Source organism: Pseudoxanthomonas winnipegensis (assembly GCF_030322905.1).
Taxonomy (GTDB): Bacteria; Pseudomonadota; Gammaproteobacteria; order Xanthomonadales; family Xanthomonadaceae; genus Pseudoxanthomonas_A; species Pseudoxanthomonas_A winnipegensis.
In genome coordinates this window covers 2,290,257-2,307,379 of the sequence record NZ_CP095475.1, presented here as the reverse complement: position 1 = coordinate 2,307,379, position 17,123 = coordinate 2,290,257, and the positions used below count along the sequence as shown (strand labels likewise).

The 17,123-nt window shown below is 67.2% G+C and carries 13 protein-coding genes and 2 pseudogenes; 12 read left to right on the top strand and 3 right to left on the bottom strand.

The window, feature by feature from the left end; genetic code table 11:
- Nucleotides 1–54: 54 nt before the first annotated feature.
- The 5 genes and pseudogenes from pdxY (at nt 55) to dapB (ending at nt 4,670) form a co-directional block, all read left to right on the top strand.
- Nucleotides 55–966, top strand: coding sequence for a pyridoxal kinase (gene pdxY, locus MWN52_RS10255; RefSeq protein WP_286574542.1), 912 nt, complete (start codon nt 55–57; stop codon nt 964–966).
- A pseudogene (locus tag MWN52_RS10250) lies at nt 963–2,066 on the top strand (prephenate dehydrogenase); the annotation flags it as partial. The gene pdxY and the pseudogene MWN52_RS10250, both read left to right, overlap by 4 nt.
- 15 nt (nt 2,067–2,081) lie before the next feature.
- The gene (locus MWN52_RS10245) at nt 2,082–2,549 is read left to right on the top strand and encodes a GNAT family N-acetyltransferase (RefSeq protein WP_345783518.1); all 468 of its coding nucleotides are present in this window, start codon (nt 2,082–2,084) and stop codon (nt 2,547–2,549) included.
- Between the two features lie 184 nt (nt 2,550–2,733).
- A complete protein-coding gene (locus MWN52_RS10240) occupies nt 2,734–3,939 on the top strand; it encodes an aminotransferase-like domain-containing protein (RefSeq protein WP_130518246.1) in 1,206 nt (401 codons plus the stop codon).
- On the top strand, nt 3,936–4,670 hold the full coding sequence (dapB, locus tag MWN52_RS10235) for a 4-hydroxy-tetrahydrodipicolinate reductase (RefSeq protein ID WP_131658865.1): 735 nt from the start codon (nt 3,936–3,938) through the stop codon (nt 4,668–4,670). Before MWN52_RS10240 ends, dapB begins: the two co-directional genes overlap by 4 nt.
- 25 nt (nt 4,671–4,695) lie before the next feature.
- Here dapB and MWN52_RS10230 read toward each other — a convergent pair whose 3' ends face one another.
- Genes MWN52_RS10230 through MWN52_RS10220 form a run of 3 tightly spaced genes read right to left on the bottom strand, consistent with a single transcriptional unit; the run spans nt 4,696 to nt 7,042 of the window.
- Entirely contained in the window at nt 4,696–4,887 is a 192-nt protein-coding gene (locus MWN52_RS10230) for a hypothetical protein (RefSeq protein ID WP_286574541.1), read from the bottom strand.
- Nucleotides 4,884–6,317, bottom strand: coding sequence for a radical SAM protein (locus MWN52_RS10225; RefSeq protein ID WP_130518251.1), 1,434 nt, complete (start codon nt 6,315–6,317; stop codon nt 4,884–4,886). Before MWN52_RS10225 ends, MWN52_RS10230 begins: the two co-directional genes overlap by 4 nt.
- Complete coding sequence (locus MWN52_RS10220; RefSeq protein WP_286574538.1) at nt 6,302–7,042, bottom strand: prolipoprotein diacylglyceryl transferase; 741 nt, start codon at nt 7,040–7,042, stop codon at nt 6,302–6,304. Before MWN52_RS10220 ends, MWN52_RS10225 begins: the two co-directional genes overlap by 16 nt.
- Nucleotides 7,043–7,349: 307 nt before the next feature.
- Here MWN52_RS10220 and carA point away from each other — a divergent pair, with 307 nt between their 5' ends.
- The 7 genes and pseudogenes from carA (at nt 7,350) to MWN52_RS10185 (ending at nt 17,122) form a co-directional block, all read left to right on the top strand.
- On the top strand, nt 7,350–8,480 hold the full coding sequence (carA, locus tag MWN52_RS10215) for a glutamine-hydrolyzing carbamoyl-phosphate synthase small subunit (protein ID WP_286574537.1): 1,131 nt from the start codon (nt 7,350–7,352) through the stop codon (nt 8,478–8,480).
- A gap of 95 nt (nt 8,481–8,575) precedes the next feature.
- Nucleotides 8,576–11,818: a carbamoyl-phosphate synthase large subunit gene (carB, locus tag MWN52_RS10210; protein WP_286574536.1), complete on the top strand. Its 3,243-nt coding sequence runs from the start codon at nt 8,576–8,578 to the stop codon at nt 11,816–11,818.
- Nucleotides 11,815–12,291 (top strand): transcription elongation factor GreA, encoded by a 477-nt coding sequence (greA, locus tag MWN52_RS10205; RefSeq protein WP_130518259.1) that lies wholly within the window; start codon nt 11,815–11,817, stop codon nt 12,289–12,291. The genes carB and greA overlap by 4 nt, the downstream gene beginning before the upstream one ends.
- 146 nt (nt 12,292–12,437) lie before the next feature.
- Nucleotides 12,438–13,355, top strand: a complete 918-nt coding sequence (locus tag MWN52_RS10200; RefSeq protein WP_286574535.1) for a phosphoglycerate mutase — start codon at nt 12,438–12,440, stop codon at nt 13,353–13,355.
- A pseudogene (locus tag MWN52_RS10195) lies at nt 13,352–14,116 on the top strand (DHH family phosphoesterase); the annotation flags it as partial. The gene MWN52_RS10200 and the pseudogene MWN52_RS10195, both read left to right, overlap by 4 nt.
- 223 nt (nt 14,117–14,339) lie before the next feature.
- Entirely contained in the window at nt 14,340–15,542 is a 1,203-nt protein-coding gene (locus MWN52_RS10190) for a site-specific integrase (protein WP_165421926.1), read from the top strand.
- On the top strand, nt 15,524–17,122 hold the full coding sequence (locus tag MWN52_RS10185) for a hypothetical protein (RefSeq protein WP_130518267.1): 1,599 nt from the start codon (nt 15,524–15,526) through the stop codon (nt 17,120–17,122). Before MWN52_RS10190 ends, MWN52_RS10185 begins: the two co-directional genes overlap by 19 nt.
- Nucleotide 17,123 lies beyond the last annotated feature (1 nt).

Below are 17,123 nucleotides of genomic sequence, written 5' to 3'. Positions count from 1 at the left end.
ATCCCCAATCCCCAATCCCCAATCCCAGCCCCATCACCCACCTACAATGCGCGCATGACCCAAAACACGCGCGAAAGCCATCTCGTCCACGGTCGACGCCAGCGCCCGGAAGGGCCGGCGCCGGTCGATGTCATGACCGTGCAGTCGCAGCTGGTCTATGGCCATGCCGGCAACAGTGCCGCAGCGCCGCCGCTACGCGCGCTCGGCCTGCGGGTAGCCGAGGTGCCGACCACGCTGCTCAGCAACACCCCCTTTTATCCGACCCTGCGCGGCCACATCCTGCCGGCGCAGTGGTTGGCCGATCTGCTGCTCGGCGCCAGCGAGCGCGGCCTGCCGCAGCGCGCCCGCGCCCTGGTCTCGGGCTACTTCGGCAGCCTGGCCAACGGTGAGGCCTTCGCCGACTGGCTGGAGCGCACGCAGGCGCAGGCCCCGGCGCTGCGCTACGTGCTCGACCCGGTGATCGGCGACACCCATACCGGCCCTTATGTCGAGCCGGCGCTGGAGACGGTCTTCGTCGAGCGCCTGCTGCCGCGCGCGTGGATGGTCACGCCCAATGCCTTCGAGCTGGGCCGCCTCACCGGGCTGCCCAGCCTGGCCCAGGACGATGCGCTGGCCGCCGCGCGGCAGCTGCTGGCGCGTGGGCCGCAGTGGGCGCTGGTACACAGCGTCGAGGGCGCGCCGGGCGAACTGGTCACGCTGCTGGTCGGGCGCGAGGCGGTGTATCGCTGGGCCACGCCGTGGCTGCCGGTAGACGTGGCCGGCACCGGCGATGTGCTGGTCGCGCTGACCCTGGGCCTGCATCTGCGAGGTGAGCCGCTCGAGAGTGCCATCGGCAGCGCCCTGGCCGGCGTGCATGCCGCGCTGGAGGCCACCCTGGCCGCGGGTGTGGAGGAACTGGACGTGCACGCCGCCGCGCCCGCGGCGCTGGCCACTCCGGCGCGTTTCCCCGCGCAGCGGCTGGCATGAGCCCGGTGTCCTGCGTCGGCATCGTCGGCAGCGCCGGCGCCTATGGCCGCTGGCTGGGCGCCTTCCTCGAGCGGCACCTGGGCGTGCGTGTCATCGGCCAGGATCCGGCCGATCCCGCCTCGCATAGCCCGCAGCAGCTGATCGAACAGGCCCAGGTGCTGGTGTTCAGCGCTCCGATCCGCATCACCGAGCAGGTGATCGGCGACTACGTGCGTCTGGCGGCCGGGCGCGAGGCCGGGCAGCTGTGGATCGACCTGACCTCGATCAAGACCGGCCCGGTCGCCGCGATGCTCGCCTCGCAGGCCGAAGTCGTCGGGCTGCATCCGATGACCGCGCCGCCCAAGTCGCCCACGCTCAAGGGCCGGCCGATGGTGGTGTGCGAGGCGCGCCTGGACGCCTGGCGGCCCTGGCTGCAGCGGCTGCTCGACGCGCTGCAGGCCCAGTGCGTGCGCACCACGCCCGAGCACCACGATCAGGTCATGGCGCTGGTGCAGGCGCTGGTCCATGCCACCCATCTGGCTCAGGCCGGCGTACTGCGCCGCCATGCCGAACACGTCGGTTCGCTGGCCGAGCTGTTCCCGTACCGCTCGGCGTCCTTCGAGATGGACGGCGCGATGATCGCACGCATCCTGGCGCTCAATCCGGCCATCTACGAGGACATCCAGTTCGGCAATCGGCACGTGCCGCAGGTGCTGGACACGCTGGTCGAGGAGGTCACCCGGCTGCGCGATCTGGTCGGGCAGGGCGATGAGGCGGCGCGCAGCGGATTCCGCCAGGATGTGCTGGCCGCCAACAAGGCCGCCATCGGCGCCACGGCGCTGGCCGAGGGCAACTACCGCTTCGAGCGCATCGGCTATCTGCTGGCCGACCTGGCCGAGACGCGCAGCCTGTCGGTGCATCTGCCGCTGGATCAGCCCGGCTCGCTGCGGGCGCTGCTGCACGTGTTCGAGCGGCACGGGGTGAGCATCGCCTCGCTGCATTCGCTGCGTAATCCGGCGGGCGAGCTGCACTTCCGGCTGGGGTTCGATGCGGATGTCGACTTGGGCGCGCTGGCGCGGGCGGCGGCCGAGGTCGATGCCAGCGGCATCGGCCGCGTGCTCGACGGGGCCTCGTCGATGCCGGCGCTGTCGCCGGCGCGGCGCCTGGCCGCCTCGCTGCAGCGGCGCGCGGCCACGCCGGACGACGTGCCGGCGCTGCTGGCCCTGCGCGAAGCGACCATGCGCGAGCACATGCACAATTCCGGGGTCGATACCTCGCCCGGCAGCATGCTGGCCCGCCTGTTGAACGGCTACCAGCATGCGCAGGTCCTGCTGCGCGAGGAGCGCATCGTGGGCCTGCTCAAGCTCGATCGCACTGGGCCGGACCATGTGGTGATGCAGATCCAGGTCGCCCCCGAGCTGCAGGGGCAGGGCCTGGGTCGGGCGCTGCTGGAGGAGTACATCGAGCAGGCGCGCGCCGCCGGCAAGGACGTCACCCTGCACGTGCTCAAGGCCAATCCGGCGCGCGGCCTGTACGAGCGGCTGGGCTTCGTGGTCGAAGGCGAGGATGCGCACGAGTTCCACATGCGGCTGTCGCACCGCTGAGGTTTTCCACACCGCCTGTGGATGACCGGCGGCACAACCCTGTGGACAACCCGGCGTCAGGCGCGCCGGACAAGGCCCGTTTCCGGATTGGTGGATTTTTCGCCAGCAGGATGGCCAGTGCCCACTCAGGCATTCCCGCGTCGCAGCGCGATGCGGCACCGGCGCGCGCGGTATCCTTGGCGGCATGAGCACCCAGATCACCCTGTCCCAGCGCGCCCTGGCCCTGACCAGCTCGGCGATCCGCGAAATCCTCAAAGTGACCGAGCGCCCGGAGGTCATCTCCTTCGCCGGCGGCCTGCCGGCCGCCTCGACCTTCCCGGTCGAGCGCATGCGCGCGGCCACCGACAAGGTGCTCACCGAGGCGCCGCAGGCCGCGCTGCAGTACGGCCCGACCGAGGGCTACGGCCCGCTGCGCGAGTGGGTGGCGCAGCGCCTGGCCGCCGCCGGCGCGCCGGTGCCGGCCAGCCGCGTGCTGATCGTGACCGGCTCGCAGCAGGGCCTGGACTTGCTGGGCAAGACGCTGATCGACGAGGGCAGCAAGGTACTGGTGGAGACGCCGAGCTACCTGGGCGCGCTGCAGTCCTTCTCGCTGTTCGCGCCGGCCTTCGCCGGCATGCCGTCGGACGAGGACGGCATCGATGTCGACGCGCTCACGCCCGCACTGCTGGACGGCGCGCGCTTCATGTACTGCCTGCCCAACTTCCAGAATCCCACCGGCAAGCGCCTGCCGCTGGCCCGGCGCAAGGCGCTGGTCGCCACCGCGCTGGCCGCCGGCGTGCCGGTGGTCGAGGACGATCCCTACGGCGAACTGAGCTACGGCGGTGAGCACCTGCCCAGCCTGCTTTCGCTCAACCCCGAGGGCGGGATCTACATGGGCTCGTTCTCCAAGGTGCTGGCCCCGGGCCTGCGCCTGGGCTATGTGGTCGCGCCCGAGCCGCTGTTCTCCAAGCTGGTCCAGGCCAAGCAGGCCGCCGACCTGCATACGCCGTCCTTCAGCCAGCGCATCGTCTACGAGACCGTGCGCGATGGCTTCCTGGACGAGCACATCCCGACCATCCGCGACCTCTACGCGCGCCAGTGCCAGCTGATGCTCGATGCGCTCGAGCGCTACTTCCCGGCGCAGGCGCACTGGACGCGGCCGCAGGGCGGCATGTTCGTCTGGGTGACCCTGCCGCACGGCATCGACACCACCGCGCTGCTGGCCAAGGCGATCGCGCGCAACGTGGCCTTCGTGCCGGGCGCGCCGTTCTACGCCACCGATCCGCAGATCAACACGCTGCGCCTGTCGTTCGTGACCGTGCCGGGCGAGAAGATCGAGGCCGGCATGAAGATCCTGGGCGAACTGGTGTCCGAGGCCATCGCCGCCCTGCCAGCCGCCGCGGCCGCATGACGGTGAAGGGCGACCGCACGAGCCCGCCGCTGCGGGTGCTGATTCACGGTGCCTCGGGTCGCATGGGCCAGGCGCTGCTGCGGCTGGCGGCCGGCGAGCCTGCGCTGCAGGTCGTGGCCGCGGTCACCCATCGCCCGCCGGCCACGCGCGTGGTCGATGGCGTGGCGTACTTCGCCGCCAGCGAGCTGCCTGGCGCGCCGGTGTTCGACGTGGCCATCGACTTCAGCCTGCCGGAAGGGTTCGACCCGATCCTGGCCCTTTGCCTGCAGCGCAAGGCCGCGCTGGTCTCCGGCACCACCGGGCTGTCCGAGGCCCAGCGCGCCGCGCTGCAGCAGGCCGGCGGCGACATCCCCGTGGTGTGGGCCTCCAACTTCAGCCTGGGCGTGGCCGTGCTGGCCGAACTGGTCGAACGCGCGGCCGCCGCGCTGCCCGGCTGGGACTGCGACATCATCGAGTCCCACCACATCCACAAGCAGGACGCGCCGTCCGGCACCGCCCTGACCCTGGGCCAGGGCGTCGAACTGGCCGGCGCCACGCCGCGCTATGCCAGCCTGCGCGCCGGCGACATCGTCGGCGAGCATCTGGTCCAGTTCACCGGCCTGGGCGAGCGGGTGGAGCTGACCCACCGCGCCACCAACCGCGACATCTTCGCCCGCGGCGCGCTGCATGCCGCACAGCGGCTCACGGACCGGCCGCCGGGGCTGTACCGCGTGCGCGATCTGCTGGATTGAAGCGGTGCAGCGGCCGCGGCGTCGCTCAGTTGCTCATCGCGATCATGCCGAAGCACGCCGCCGCCAGCAGGAGGGTCAGCCCGCCGATCGTGGCCAGGATGCCGATGATGACCTTGGCCCAGATCGGCAGGCCGCCGCGCTGCGGCTCGGGTGCGGGCGGGAGTTCGGGCGGCTGTGCCTGCGGTGGCGAGGTGTCGTCTTGGTCCGCGGTGTTCATGCCGTTGCGTCCTTGAGCGGGGTGCCGTCGACCCAGGCGCGCAGCGCTTGCAGCTGCTGACGCCGGTCGTCGCGGTAGAACAGGTTGAAGGTGTCGAACGGCACGATCGTGCCATCGGGCTGGGCGATGTGGACGCAACTCTTCTTCACCGAGCGCAGGTCGAAGCCCTCCGCATCGATGAAGGCCATGATCAGCACACGGAACACGTTGCGGTAGTCCAGCCCCTGCGGGGCCTGCACCTGCGGCAGGCAGCAGAGCAGGTCGGACAGTGAGCAGGCCTGCGACTGCGGCGAATGGTTGGTGGCGAACAGCTTGAACACGGCCTCGCGCAGCTGATCGTCCTTCTCCACCACGATGCTGTTGCGGCCGCCCTCGATCAGCACCTCCGGGGGGATCAGGCCGGTCAGCGGCACGACGCGGTCCTCCAGCTTCAGCGCGTAGGCCATCGCCAGCGCATCGGGATGGCAGGGGACCGGGATCAGGTCCTCAGGCCGGAACAGCGCGCTCTGCTCGAGGATGCCGCGCCGCACCTCGGTCAGCGTCAGACGGTCGCGCGCCGGGTCGTAGCCCTCGGTACGGCCTGCGTGCTGGATCGGCTGGAAGGTGACCCCGCGCACGCAGGGCTGGCGCCGGGCGAAGTCGATGATCTCGCCCAGCTCGCCATCGTTGAGGCCCTTCTTGACCGTGACCACCAGCGTGGTCGAGATGCCGAGCCGGTTGAGCGCCTCCAGCGCCCGGCGCCGGACCTCCACCAGGCGCGCGCCGCGCAGCTCCTGATGGACCTCGTCGCGCAAGGAATCGAACTGCAGGTACAGCTCGAAGCCGGGCATGTAACCGGCCAGGCGCTCGACGAACGCCGGGTCCTTGGCGATCCGCAGCCCGTTGGTGTTGACCATCAGGTGGCGGATGGGACGGGCCTTGGCCGCATCGAGGATCTCGAAGAACTGCGGGTGCAGGGTCGGTTCGCCGCCGGAGATCTGCACCACGTCCGGCTCGCCCTCGTTGGCGACCACCGCATCGAGCATGCGCTCGATCGTGGCCAGATCGCGAAAGCCGGGGCGATGCGGGCCCGAATCGGCATAGCAGATCGGGCAGCGCAGATTGCAGTGATCGGTGACCTCGATCAGGGTCAGGCAGCTGTGCTGCATGTGCTCGGGGCACAGCCCGCAGTCGTAGGGGCAGCCCCAGCGCCGCTCGGTGTTGAAGCGCTGCGGCAACTCGGGCGGCTTGATGAAGCGCTCGCGGCACAGCCGGTAGTACGCGATGTCGTCGGCCACCAGCACGCGCTCGCGGCCATGCTGCGGGCACCACTTCTCAAGGTAGACGCCGCCGTCCTTGAACAGGATGGTCGCCTCCACCCGGCGCAGGCAGGTCGAGCACACCGACACCGCGGTGTCGTAGAACAGGTAAGGCCTTACTTTTGCCGCCATGCAGGGGTCCATGCGATGCGTGGGAGGTCGCGCACATGGTAGGCCACGCCCAGGACGCACAGCAGCTGCAGGCCGGACAGCACACCGAAGTAGTACAGCGGGATCGGCCGGATCGACTCGACCGCCAGGCGGTAGAGCAGGTAGCCGACCAGGAACAGCTTGAAGCGGTCGCCCGGGCGCGGCAGGCGGCCGCCATAGCGGGTCAACAGCCCGCCCCACAATGCGACGAAGACGATCTCGTAAAGCTGGGTCGGGTGGCGCGCGATGCCATCGCCGAAGTCCACGCCCCAGGGCAGGGTGGTGGGGTTGCCGTAGGTATGGTCCGCCAGCCCGCCAATGAAACAGCCGATGCGCCCGATGATCATGCCCACCGTCAGCGGCAGGACGAAGGCATCGCCGGTCGAGCCGCGGATCCCCGCCAGGCGCTTGGCGAGCTCGACGCCGGCCCAGCCGCCCAGCAGCGCACCGATGATGGACTTGCCTTCCAGCAGGCGACGGAACGAAGGGAAGTCGGCGAAGGCATACGCAGGATCGTAGAGCCAGTAGGCGATCTTGCTGCCGACGGCCGCGCCCAGCACGGTGCCGGCCACCAGCAGCAGCGCCTGGACCCGGTCGGTCTGCCCCGGATAGGGCAGGCGGCGGCGCTCGCGCAGATAGAGCTGGAAGCCCACCGAATAGGCGGCCGCCTCCATGAGGGTGTGAAGCCAGTAGGCGTTCAGCGTCATCAAGGCCAGTGTAGCCGTCGGCGTGGCGTGTCGAGCTCCCGATCGCCGCTTGAATCACGCCACATCCTGCGGCCTTGCGTGGCAGGCGAGGGGGTTGCTCGCCCCGCTGCAACCTTGAGCGAATTTCGTCAGGCCAGGGCACCGTGCGAAAAAAGCGGCTGGCGCGGGGGGCGCCGGGTCCGTACAATTCGCACTCGCCTGTTAACCCACATCGCCTCGGACCGGAGAAGCGCCGCGTCCGCGGTTTCTTGCAGCCGCAAGTTGGACGTGGGCGCAGGGTTCCTCCCATCCCCAAGGCGAACCTGCAGTGACCCAACCCGCAATCCTGGTCCTCGAAGACGGCACCGTATTCGAGGGTGAATCGGTCGGCGCGAACGGCCTGTCCGTCGGCGAAGTGGTGTTCAACACCGCCATGACCGGCTATCAGGAGATCGTCACCGATCCGTCCTACGCCCGTCAGCTCGTCACGCTGACCTATCCCCATATCGGCAACACCGGCTGCACCGACCAGGACGACGAGGCCGCCAAGGTCTGGTCGGCCGGCCTGATCGTGCGCGACGTGCCGCGCCGTCCCAGCAACTGGCGCAGCCAGATCTCGCTGCAGGACTGGCTGGCCGCGCGCGGCGTGGTCGCCATCGCCGGCATCGACACCCGCAAGCTCACGCGCATCCTGCGCGAGAAGGGCGCGCAGAACGGCGCGCTGATGGCCGGGCAGATCGATGTCGAGCAGGCGCTGGAAGCCGCGCGCAAGTTCCCCGGCCTCAAGGGCATGGACCTGGCCAAGGTGGTCTCCACCGACAAGACCTATCCGTGGACCGAGGGCCAGTTGGACCTCGACACGGGCAAGCCGGTCCAGGCCGCGGCCAAGTTCAAGGTCGTGGCCTACGATTACGGCGTCAAGCTCAACATCCTGCGCATGCTGGCCGAACGTGGCTGCGAGGTGATCGTGGTGCCGGCGCAGACGCCTGCGGCGCAGGTGCTGGCGCTCGATCCCGACGGCGTGTTCCTGTCCAACGGCCCAGGCGATCCGGAGCCGTGCGACTACGCCATCGAAGCGATCAAGGAATTCGTCGCCAGGAAGGTGCCGACCTTCGGCATCTGCCTGGGCCATCAGCTGCTGGCGCTGGCCGCCGGGGCGAAGACGGTGAAGATGGGGCACGGCCACCACGGCGCCAACCATCCGGTCATCGACCTGGACTCGGGCCGGGTGATGATCACCTCGCAGAACCACGGCTTCGCGGTGGACGAGGCCAGCGTGCCGGCCAATGTGCGCGTGACCCACCGCTCGCTGTTCGACGGCACCAACCAGGGCATCGCGCTGACCGATGCGCCGGCGTTCTCCTTCCAGGGCCACCCGGAAGCCTCGCCCGGCCCGCATGACGTCTCGCCGCTGTTCGACCGGTTCGTCGAGCTGATGGAAACCCAGGCGCGCGGCTGAGTCCGCGCATCTGACCGCCTTGTCGGCATGGCCGCGGCCATGCCTTCCGATTCCAGCGTCGCCGCCGCCTGCGCGACGCCAACACGAGTAGCGAAATGCCAAAGCGCACCGACCTCAAGACCATCCTCATCATCGGCGCCGGCCCGATCGTCATCGGCCAGGCCTGCGAGTTCGACTACTCCGGCGCACAGGCCTGCAAGGCGCTGCGCGACGAGGGCTACCGCGTGGTGCTGGTCAACTCCAACCCGGCCACGATCATGACCGACCCGGAGATGGCCGACGCGGTCTACATCGAGCCGATCAACTGGCAGACGGTCGAGAAGATCATCGCCAAGGAGCGCCCCGACGCGCTGCTGCCGACCATGGGCGGCCAGACCGCGCTGAACTGCGCGCTGGACCTGGCCGATCACGGCGTGCTGGAGAAGTACAACGTCGAGCTGATCGGCGCCAAGCGCGATGCCATCCGCATGGCCGAGGACCGCGAGCTGTTCCGCGTGGCCATGGGCGAGATCGGCCTGGAATGCCCCAAGGCCGAGGTGGCGCGCAGCTTCGAGCAGGCCGTCGAGATCCAGGCCAAGGTCGGCTACCCGACCATCATCCGGCCGTCCTTCACGTTGGGCGGCACCGGCGGCGGCATCGCCTACAACAAGGAAGAGTTCGAGGAGATCATCAAGCGCGGCCTGGAACTCTCGCCGGTGCACGAAGTGCTGGTGGAAGAGTCGGTGCTGGGCTGGAAGGAGTTCGAGATGGAAGTGGTCCGCGACACCGCGGACAACTGCATCATCGTCTGCTCGATCGAGAATCTGGACCCGATGGGCGTGCACACCGGCGACTCGATCACCGTCGCCCCGGCCCAGACCCTGACCGACAAGGAATACCAGCGCCTGCGCGATGCCTCCATCGCGGTGCTGCGCAAGATCGGCGTGGACACCGGCGGCTCGAACGTGCAGTTCGGCATCAGCCCGACCACCGGCCGGGTGGTGGTGATCGAGATGAACCCGCGCGTGTCGCGCTCCTCGGCGCTGGCCTCCAAGGCCACCGGCTTCCCGATCGCCAAGGTCGCGGCCAAGCTGGCGGTGGGCTATACGCTGGATGAGCTGAAGAACGAGATCACCGGCGGCCTGACCCCGGCCTCGTTCGAGCCCTCGATCGACTATGTGGTCACCAAGATCCCGCGCTTTGCCTTCGAGAAGTTCCCGCAGGCCGATGCGCGCCTGACCACGCAGATGAAGTCGGTGGGCGAGGTGATGGCCATGGGTCGCACCTTCCAGGAATCGGTGCAGAAGGCGCTGCGCGGCCTGGAGACCGGCAAGGTCGGCTTCGACCCCACCGGCCTGGACCTGAGCAGCGAGGACGACCTGGCCACGCTGCGCCGGGAGCTCAAGGCCCCCGGCCCGGAGCGTCTGTTCTACGTGGGCGATGCGTTCCGCGCCGGCATGAGCGTGGAGGAGATCTACGCGCTGTCCTTCATCGATCCGTGGTTCCTGGACCAGATCGAGGAGATCATCGCCGAGGAGCAGCGCGTGGCCGCCGAAGGCCTGGGCTCGCTGGACAAGGCGCGCATGCGCAAGCTCAAGCGCGCCGGCTTCTCCGATGCGCGCCTGGCCCAGCTGGCCGGCACAGACGAGGGCGCCGTGCGCGTGCTGCGCAAGGCGCTGGGCGTCAAGCCGGTGTACAAGCGCGTGGACTCGTGCGCGGCCGAGTTCGCCACCAGCACCGCCTACCTGTACTCGACCTACGAGGACGAGTGCGAGGCCCAGCCGACCCAGCGCGACAAGATTATGATCCTCGGCGGCGGCCCCAACCGCATCGGCCAGGGCATCGAGTTCGACTACTGCTGCGTGCATGCGGCGCTGGCGCTGCGCGAGGACGGGTTCGAGACCATCATGGTCAACTGCAACCCGGAGACCGTCTCGACCGACTACGACACCTCCGACCGCCTGTACTTCGAGCCGCTGACGCTGGAAGACGTGCTGGCCATCGTCGAGCTGGAGCAGCCCAAGGGCGTGATCGTCCAGTACGGCGGCCAGACCCCGCTGAAGCTGGCGCGTGCGCTGGAAGCCAACGGCGTGCCGGTGATCGGCACCTCGCCCGATTCGATCGACCTGGCCGAGGACCGCGAGCGCTTCCAGCAGCTGGTCGACAAGCTCGGCCTGAAGCAGCCGCCCAACCGCATCGCCCGCAACGACCAGGAAGCGCTGCTGCTGGCGCGCGAGATCGGCTATCCGCTGGTGGTGCGTCCGAGCTACGTGCTCGGCGGCCGCGCCATGGAAATCGTCTATGGCGAGTCGGACCTGGCGCGCTACGTGCGCGATGCGGTCAAGGTGTCCAACGATTCGCCGGTGCTGCTGGACCGCTTCCTGGACAACGCGGTCGAGTGCGATGTGGACATCATCGCCGACCAGGATGGTGAGGTCCTGATCGGCGGCGTGATGGAGCACATCGAGGAAGCCGGCGTGCACTCGGGCGACTCCTCGTGCTCGCTGCCGCCGTACTCGCTCTCCGCCCAGACCCAGGCCGAGCTGCGCCGCCAGGTGGTGGAGCTGGCCAAGGCCCTGAACGTGGTCGGCCTGATGAACACCCAGTTCGCCATCCAGACCGGCGACGACGGCCAGGACGTGGTCTACCTGCTGGAAGTCAATCCGCGCGCCTCGCGCACGGTGCCGTTCGTGTCCAAGGCCACCGGTGTGGCGCTGGCCAAGATCGCGGCGCGCTGCATGGCCGGCAAGACGCTGGCCGAGCAGGGCGCCACGGTCGAGGTCGTGCCGGACTACTACTCGGTGAAGGAGGCGATCTTCCCGTTCGCCAAGTTCCAGGGCGTCGATCCGATCCTGGGGCCGGAGATGCGTTCGACCGGCGAGGTGATGGGCGTGGGCCGCAGCTTCGGCGCGGCGATGGCGCGCGCGCAGGAGGCCGGCGGCATCAAGGCCCCGCAGCCGGGCAAGGCCTTCGTCTCGGTGCGCGACCCGGACAAGCAGCGCGTGCTGCCGGTGGCGCAGGCGCTGGTCGAACGTGGATTCACGCTGGTGGCCACGGTCGGTACGGCACAATGGCTGCGCGCGCACGGCTTCGAATGCGCGCAGGTCAACAAGGTCACCGACGGCCGCCCGCATATCGTGGACCTGATCAAGAATGGCGAAATCGTCTACATCGTCAACACGACCGAGGGCCGTCGCGCGATCTCCGACTCGTTCTCCATCCGTCGTGAGGCGCTGCAGCAGCGCCTCACGTATTCGACCACCATCGCCGGCGCGCGCGCGCTGGTGAATTCGCTGGAGTTCCGCGGCACCGGCCCCGTGCTGGCGCTGCAGGAGCTGCACAAGGAGTTGCAAGCATGAGAGCCCCCATCACCAAGCAGGGCGCCCAGCGCCTGCGTGACGAGCTCGACCACCTCAAGTCGGTCAAGCGTCCGGAAGTGATCGCCGCCATCGCCGAGGCGCGTGCGCACGGCGACCTGAAGGAAAACGCCGAGTACCACGCCGCCCGCGAGCAGCAGGGCTTCATCGAAGGCCGCATCAACCAGCTGGAGAGCGAGCTGTCCACCGCCGAGGTGATCGACGTGGCCGCGCTCAACGCCGGGACGCGCGTGGTGTTCGGCGCCACCGTGGTGCTGGCCGACGTCGATACCGACGAGGAGAAGAAGTACCAGATCGTGGGTGACCTGGAGGCGGACATCAAGCAGTCGCTGATCGCCATCTCCTCGCCGATCGCGCGTGCGCTGATCGGCAAGAACGAGGGCGACAGCGTCACCATCCAGGCGCCCGCGGGCGAGCACGAGTACGAGATCGTCAGCGTCTCCTACGGCGCCTGAGCGCGTGGGCGTTCCGATGCGCGGCGTTGACCGCCTGCGGTGCGATGGCGTGATCGCGCGGCGCGGCTTCGGTCGAGCGCTGAAGCACGCCGCGCGTCTTCGCTCGATGCGTCACGTGCGCCTCGCCCTTGGTCCGTCGCACTAGCATGGCGTCCGCGACCTTGCTGCTGCCGGCGCGTGCCCAGCTCGCCGGCGAGCTGCCGCCCCAGGCCGGCAAGGCCCTGGCGCGCGCCGACCGCGACCAGGGCGAGGCGGGCGAACGCGCCCAGCTGCGGCGCCATTTCCAACTGGTCCCCGATCACTGGCCGGTCGCGGCGCTGACCCGGCAGCTCGACGCCGGCGACGCCGCCCAGGCGCGCTGGCTGCGCGCCGACCCCGCCTTTCTCGCGCCGGACATGACCGGCGCGCGCCTGCTCGCGCATGGACCCGCGCTGGGCCTGGAACAGGGCGACGTCGATGCGCTGCTGCCGGCGCTCAAGCCGCTGTTCGGCGCCGCCGGCTTCCTGCTGGACGCGCCGACGCCCGCGCGCTGGTATCTGCGCCTGCTGAGCGACACGCCACTGCCCGAATTCGCCGCGCCCGAGCAGGTGCTGGGCGACGACCTGTTCGGCCATCTGCCGCATGGCGATGCCGGGCGCCGCTGGCGCGCGCTGTTCACCGAAGCCCAGGTGCTGCTGCACCAGCACCCCTGGAACGCCCAGCGCGCCGCGCAGGGCAAGCCGGCGGTCAACGCGCTGTGGTTCTGGGGCCCCGGCGTGCTGCCGCAGGCGGTCACCACGCCGTATCGGCAGGTGCGCAGCCGCGACGAGCTGCTGCTGGCGCTGGCGGGACAGGCCGGCACCTCCGATGCCCTCGAACAGGGCGTCGACGCGCTGGTCGACCTGCGCCATCTCAGGTCGCCGGCGATGTTCACCGACCAGGTGCTGGCGCCGCTGTTGGCCGAGCTGCGCCGCGGCGAGTTGGCGCGCGTGGTGCTGGACTTCCAGGACGGCGCGCGTTTCACGCTCACCGTCGGCCAGCGCTGGCGTTTGCTGCGCCGCGCGCTGACACGCCTGGACGCATGAGGCCGGCCACCCGCATCACCCGGCGCAGCGTCGCCGCCGGCGGCCCGTGGTCGGACGCCGTGCCGCCGCTGCTGCAGCGGATCTACGCCGGGCGCGGTGCCCTGGCCGAAGCCCAGGCGCGCCCGCGCCTGGCCCAGCTGCATCCACCGGAGCTGCTCGGCGGCATGGACGCGGCAGTGGCGCTGCTGGCCGAGGCCATCGCGCAGGACCGGCACATCGTCGTGGTCGGCGACTTCGACTGCGATGGCGCCACCGCCTGCGCGGTCGCCGTGCGCGGGCTGATCCTGCTCGGCGCGCGCCACGTCACCCCCGCGGTGCCCAACCGCGTGACCCACGGCTACGGTCTCTCGCCCTCGCTGGTGTCCGAGCTGGCCGCGCTCAAGCCCGACCTGCTCGTCACCGTCGACCACGGCATCGCCTGCCATGCCGGCATCGCGCAGGCGCGCGCCCTGGGCTGGCAGGTGCTGGTCACCGACCACCATCTGCCCGGCGCCGCGCTGCCGCCCGCGCACGCCATCGTCAATCCCAACCTGGCCGGCGACGGCTTCCCCAGCAAGGCCCTGGCCGGGGTCGGGGTGATGTTCTACGTGCTGCTGGCGCTGCGCCGCAGGCTTTATGGCGATCATCCCTCGAGCGAGTCGAGGGCAGGCGCTGATCGCGAGCATCAGACGGCGCACCTCCATGGCCGCGTTCCTCAGAAAAGCCGGCCCGATCTGACTGCACTGCTCGACCTGGTCGCCGTCGGCACCATCGCCGACTTAGGTGGGGGTGGGTCTGGACACTTTCATCTGAGGTCAAGGCTCCAAGGTCTGCCCTAGATCGGGCTTTGCCCACCAATTTCAGAAAGGGAATCCTAGCTGGTTGCTCTTCTATGCAACTTTCGTTAACGTCATAGGCGCGGTCATTATTGGACTCATTATAAATCCTATTAGAGTCAATGACATCAATCGTATAGGTGTCCACTTGAAGTCAGACAGAGCCAGCTTGGCATACAAGGTGATTTCGTTCTTGGACCAGGACGCAGCCAGCCGATACGTTCTGACGCATCGGGAATCCGGTCGAGTGCCTATCGCTTCGTCCATCTATGAAACGCATCTCGCCCAAAAGAGCGACTCGCAGAAGACAAGGTCAGGATCGCTATACGGGATCGCAACCTTGTACTCCTGGGCTGACGAGCGCGGGATCGATTTGGACACGCGACTTCTGAGTGGAGAAGGACTTGCGCCGTCACAGATCTCCGCTTTTTCTGCTTGGTTGCGCACACGGTTAGGCGAGGGGGAAAAAGTAAAGCTCACGCCCGAATCGAGAACCACGCATAACCAGACGTTGCACTTCTGCCGACAAACCTTCGTCCATTTCATAACTCAATATGCAACGTCAACTTCAGCTGTCGCAGAGCGCGTTCTGCAAATCGAACTTCTCGCAAACTCGCAAGGTCGCGAATGGGCAAGGGTAAGGATCAAGACGCGGAAGAAGAGAGTGGCGCCAGATCTGACGGACGAGGAACTGGCGCGGATCGAAGAATTCCTATTGCCTGAAAACAGAAGTAGGCAGGTCGGCCAAGATATTGCATGGCGGGACTATCTTCTATGGAGATTGACGATTGAGTTCGGCTTGCGACTCGGCGAGGTGCTAAGTCTCAGGCTTCAGGACTGTCCGGCGCTGGGTCGCAACTACATTAGTGTCGTCAGAATCGAAGAGCGTGACGACGGAGTGATTGACCCGAGAGGGGCGCATGCGCCAAGGCCAAAAACCCTGAGTCGTGACCTTCGCTTTCTATGGAAGGAGACAAGGTTTCCGCACCTAATTGCCCAATACACGACTCGCTTTCGTCGCGCCTCGGTCAAGGAGCATGGCCGCCAGGTTTATCGGTGGGTTCTTCCGCATCCATTCCTGATCGTCGCAACGAACGGTAATCCGCTTTCTATCAGTACAGCGAACGATGTGGCGTCCGCGATCAAGGAGGCAACGGGCATCAATTTCCACTGGCATCTGGCGCGACATGCCTTCTTCAACCGAATGTACCTGCGTGCCAAGACCAATCAGGAACTGCAGGATCTCGTGTACTGGGGCGGGTGGGAGAGCGAAAAGAGTCTTGAGATCTATTCGCGGCGCGCTCGAGCCGATCGCGCGAGGGGCGTGATGCGGTCTGAAAACGAGAATTGGTCGTGGACGGCGCTGCAATGATGCAAAACCATGAAACCGGCTTGTGGGAAGAGTCAGATGGGCGAAAATTCATCCGCAATGAATTTAATCCAGACGCCCCAGTGTTTATCGACGTAACTGACGATGTCTGGCGGTTTAGCCTGGGTGGCTTGGCGAGGAAGTTGGATTGGCAGCAGGAGGGACTTACTAACGCTGTTATTAGGCCCTTGCAAGTTCTTGCGTTAGAGCATCTGCGAACCAAATCGGCGTCATGGGCGCAGCATGTGCATAGGATGTTACATGGCCTTGCAAAGGCGGCGAGCAGTCTCGGGATAGAGCTTTCTGGCGGGCTTGGCGCTCTGTCCATCAAGGAATGGGCAGCGATGTGGGTGCTGCTTTCAAACGAAGCCCGGACAATGCTTCGAATCTTCTATAGGGAGATGGCTCAGCGATCAATAGCGGGTGCGAGTCCAGCCATAGCACTCGAAATGGACGAATGGATCGCGTGGCCGCAGCCGGCGGGCATGCAGGACGTACTGACCTGGAATGCCGAAACAGGGGCGTATACATCGGGTGAGTCGGAATTGGCTCGACGCGCATTGGCTTGCCCTATAGGTGACGACGAGTCTGATGTTGAATATATCGTCCGGATCTTTGGCTGGATTCTGTTCGAGACCTACAAGCGTCCTCTGCAACTGCTAGGTATGCGCAAAGATGCCCTGGTCATCTTCAAGGGACATCGTTGGCAGTACTTCTTAAGAATTCCGAAGGTCAAAGCGCAGACGGGCGATGCTGCCGAGTTGTGGCCTGTCAGCGAGGCGCTTGGGAAATCGATACAGGCATTGGGCGATCGCCCAATGCTTCTGGCTCTACAGGAAAAATTCGACCGATTGATTGTCGTTCCCGGCAGAAAGCAAGGTGGCAACAATCGGAAAGAAATCACCATCGGCTCGCAAGAGCAATACGGTCTCGAACTCCCGATGGAATGGCATGAGCATGGGCAGGTACCTACGGGGACCATGACCAGATTGCTGCGCCGTTGGAGCATTGAAAGAAATATCGTCAGTCCAAGAACAGGGAAGGTACTAATTTTTGGAGCAAAACGCGTTCGTCATACCGGCGGAACGCGTCTTGCCATGCAGGGGACTCCTCGAGGCGAAATCCAGACAATCTTCGAGCACGATGATCCTACATCGGCTCAGGCCTACATAGACGCGGTGGCTTCGGAGTTGTTGCCTGCGATCGAACGAGCGGATCGTGCGCTAGGTGGGTTATTCGCCGGACTTAATGCGGCCTTCTTTCAAGGCGTGGTTGTGCCTGCGGTAGGCGAGAAGCAGATTCTTGTGCCGGATTTTCACTCGGGCGCCCCTGCTGTCGTTGGTTCGTGCGGCAGCAACGGGGCATGCCCCACTCATCCGTTTTGGGCTTGTTACGGGGGGTGTCCGCATTTTCAGGCATGGCGGAATGGCGATCACAGCGCCTCCATGAAGTATGTCCAGCGAGAACATGAACGATGGAGCCATGCCGAAGCTGGAAAGGAGCGCAGCAAATTGGGCAAGGATTTTGAGCAGGTTTATGCCGGCATCAAAGACGTGATCACGGCCATTGAGGGGAGCAAATAAG

Bases quoted from the DNA above. Each gene is read 5' to 3' on its own strand.
- greA (WP_130518259.1), top strand. From the start codon at position 11,815: ATGAGAGCCCCCATCACCAAGCAGGGCGCCCAGCGCCTGCGTGACGAG.
- MWN52_RS10220 (WP_286574538.1), bottom strand. From the start codon at position 7,042: ATGACGCTGAACGCCTACTGGCTTCACACCCTCATGGAGGCGGCCGCC.
- MWN52_RS10200 (WP_286574535.1), top strand. From the start codon at position 12,438: ATGGCGTCCGCGACCTTGCTGCTGCCGGCGCGTGCCCAGCTCGCCGGC.
- MWN52_RS10225 (WP_130518251.1), bottom strand. From the start codon at position 6,317: ATGGCGGCAAAAGTAAGGCCTTACCTGTTCTACGACACCGCGGTGTCG.
- carB (WP_286574536.1), top strand. From the start codon at position 8,576: ATGCCAAAGCGCACCGACCTCAAGACCATCCTCATCATCGGCGCCGGC.
- pdxY (WP_286574542.1), top strand. From the start codon at position 55: ATGACCCAAAACACGCGCGAAAGCCATCTCGTCCACGGTCGACGCCAG.
- dapB (WP_131658865.1), top strand. From the start codon at position 3,936: ATGACGGTGAAGGGCGACCGCACGAGCCCGCCGCTGCGGGTGCTGATT.
- MWN52_RS10230 (WP_286574541.1), bottom strand. From the start codon at position 4,887: ATGAACACCGCGGACCAAGACGACACCTCGCCACCGCAGGCACAGCCG.
- MWN52_RS10240 (WP_130518246.1), top strand. From the start codon at position 2,734: ATGAGCACCCAGATCACCCTGTCCCAGCGCGCCCTGGCCCTGACCAGC.
- MWN52_RS10245 (WP_345783518.1), top strand. From the start codon at position 2,082: ATGCCGGCGCTGTCGCCGGCGCGGCGCCTGGCCGCCTCGCTGCAGCGG.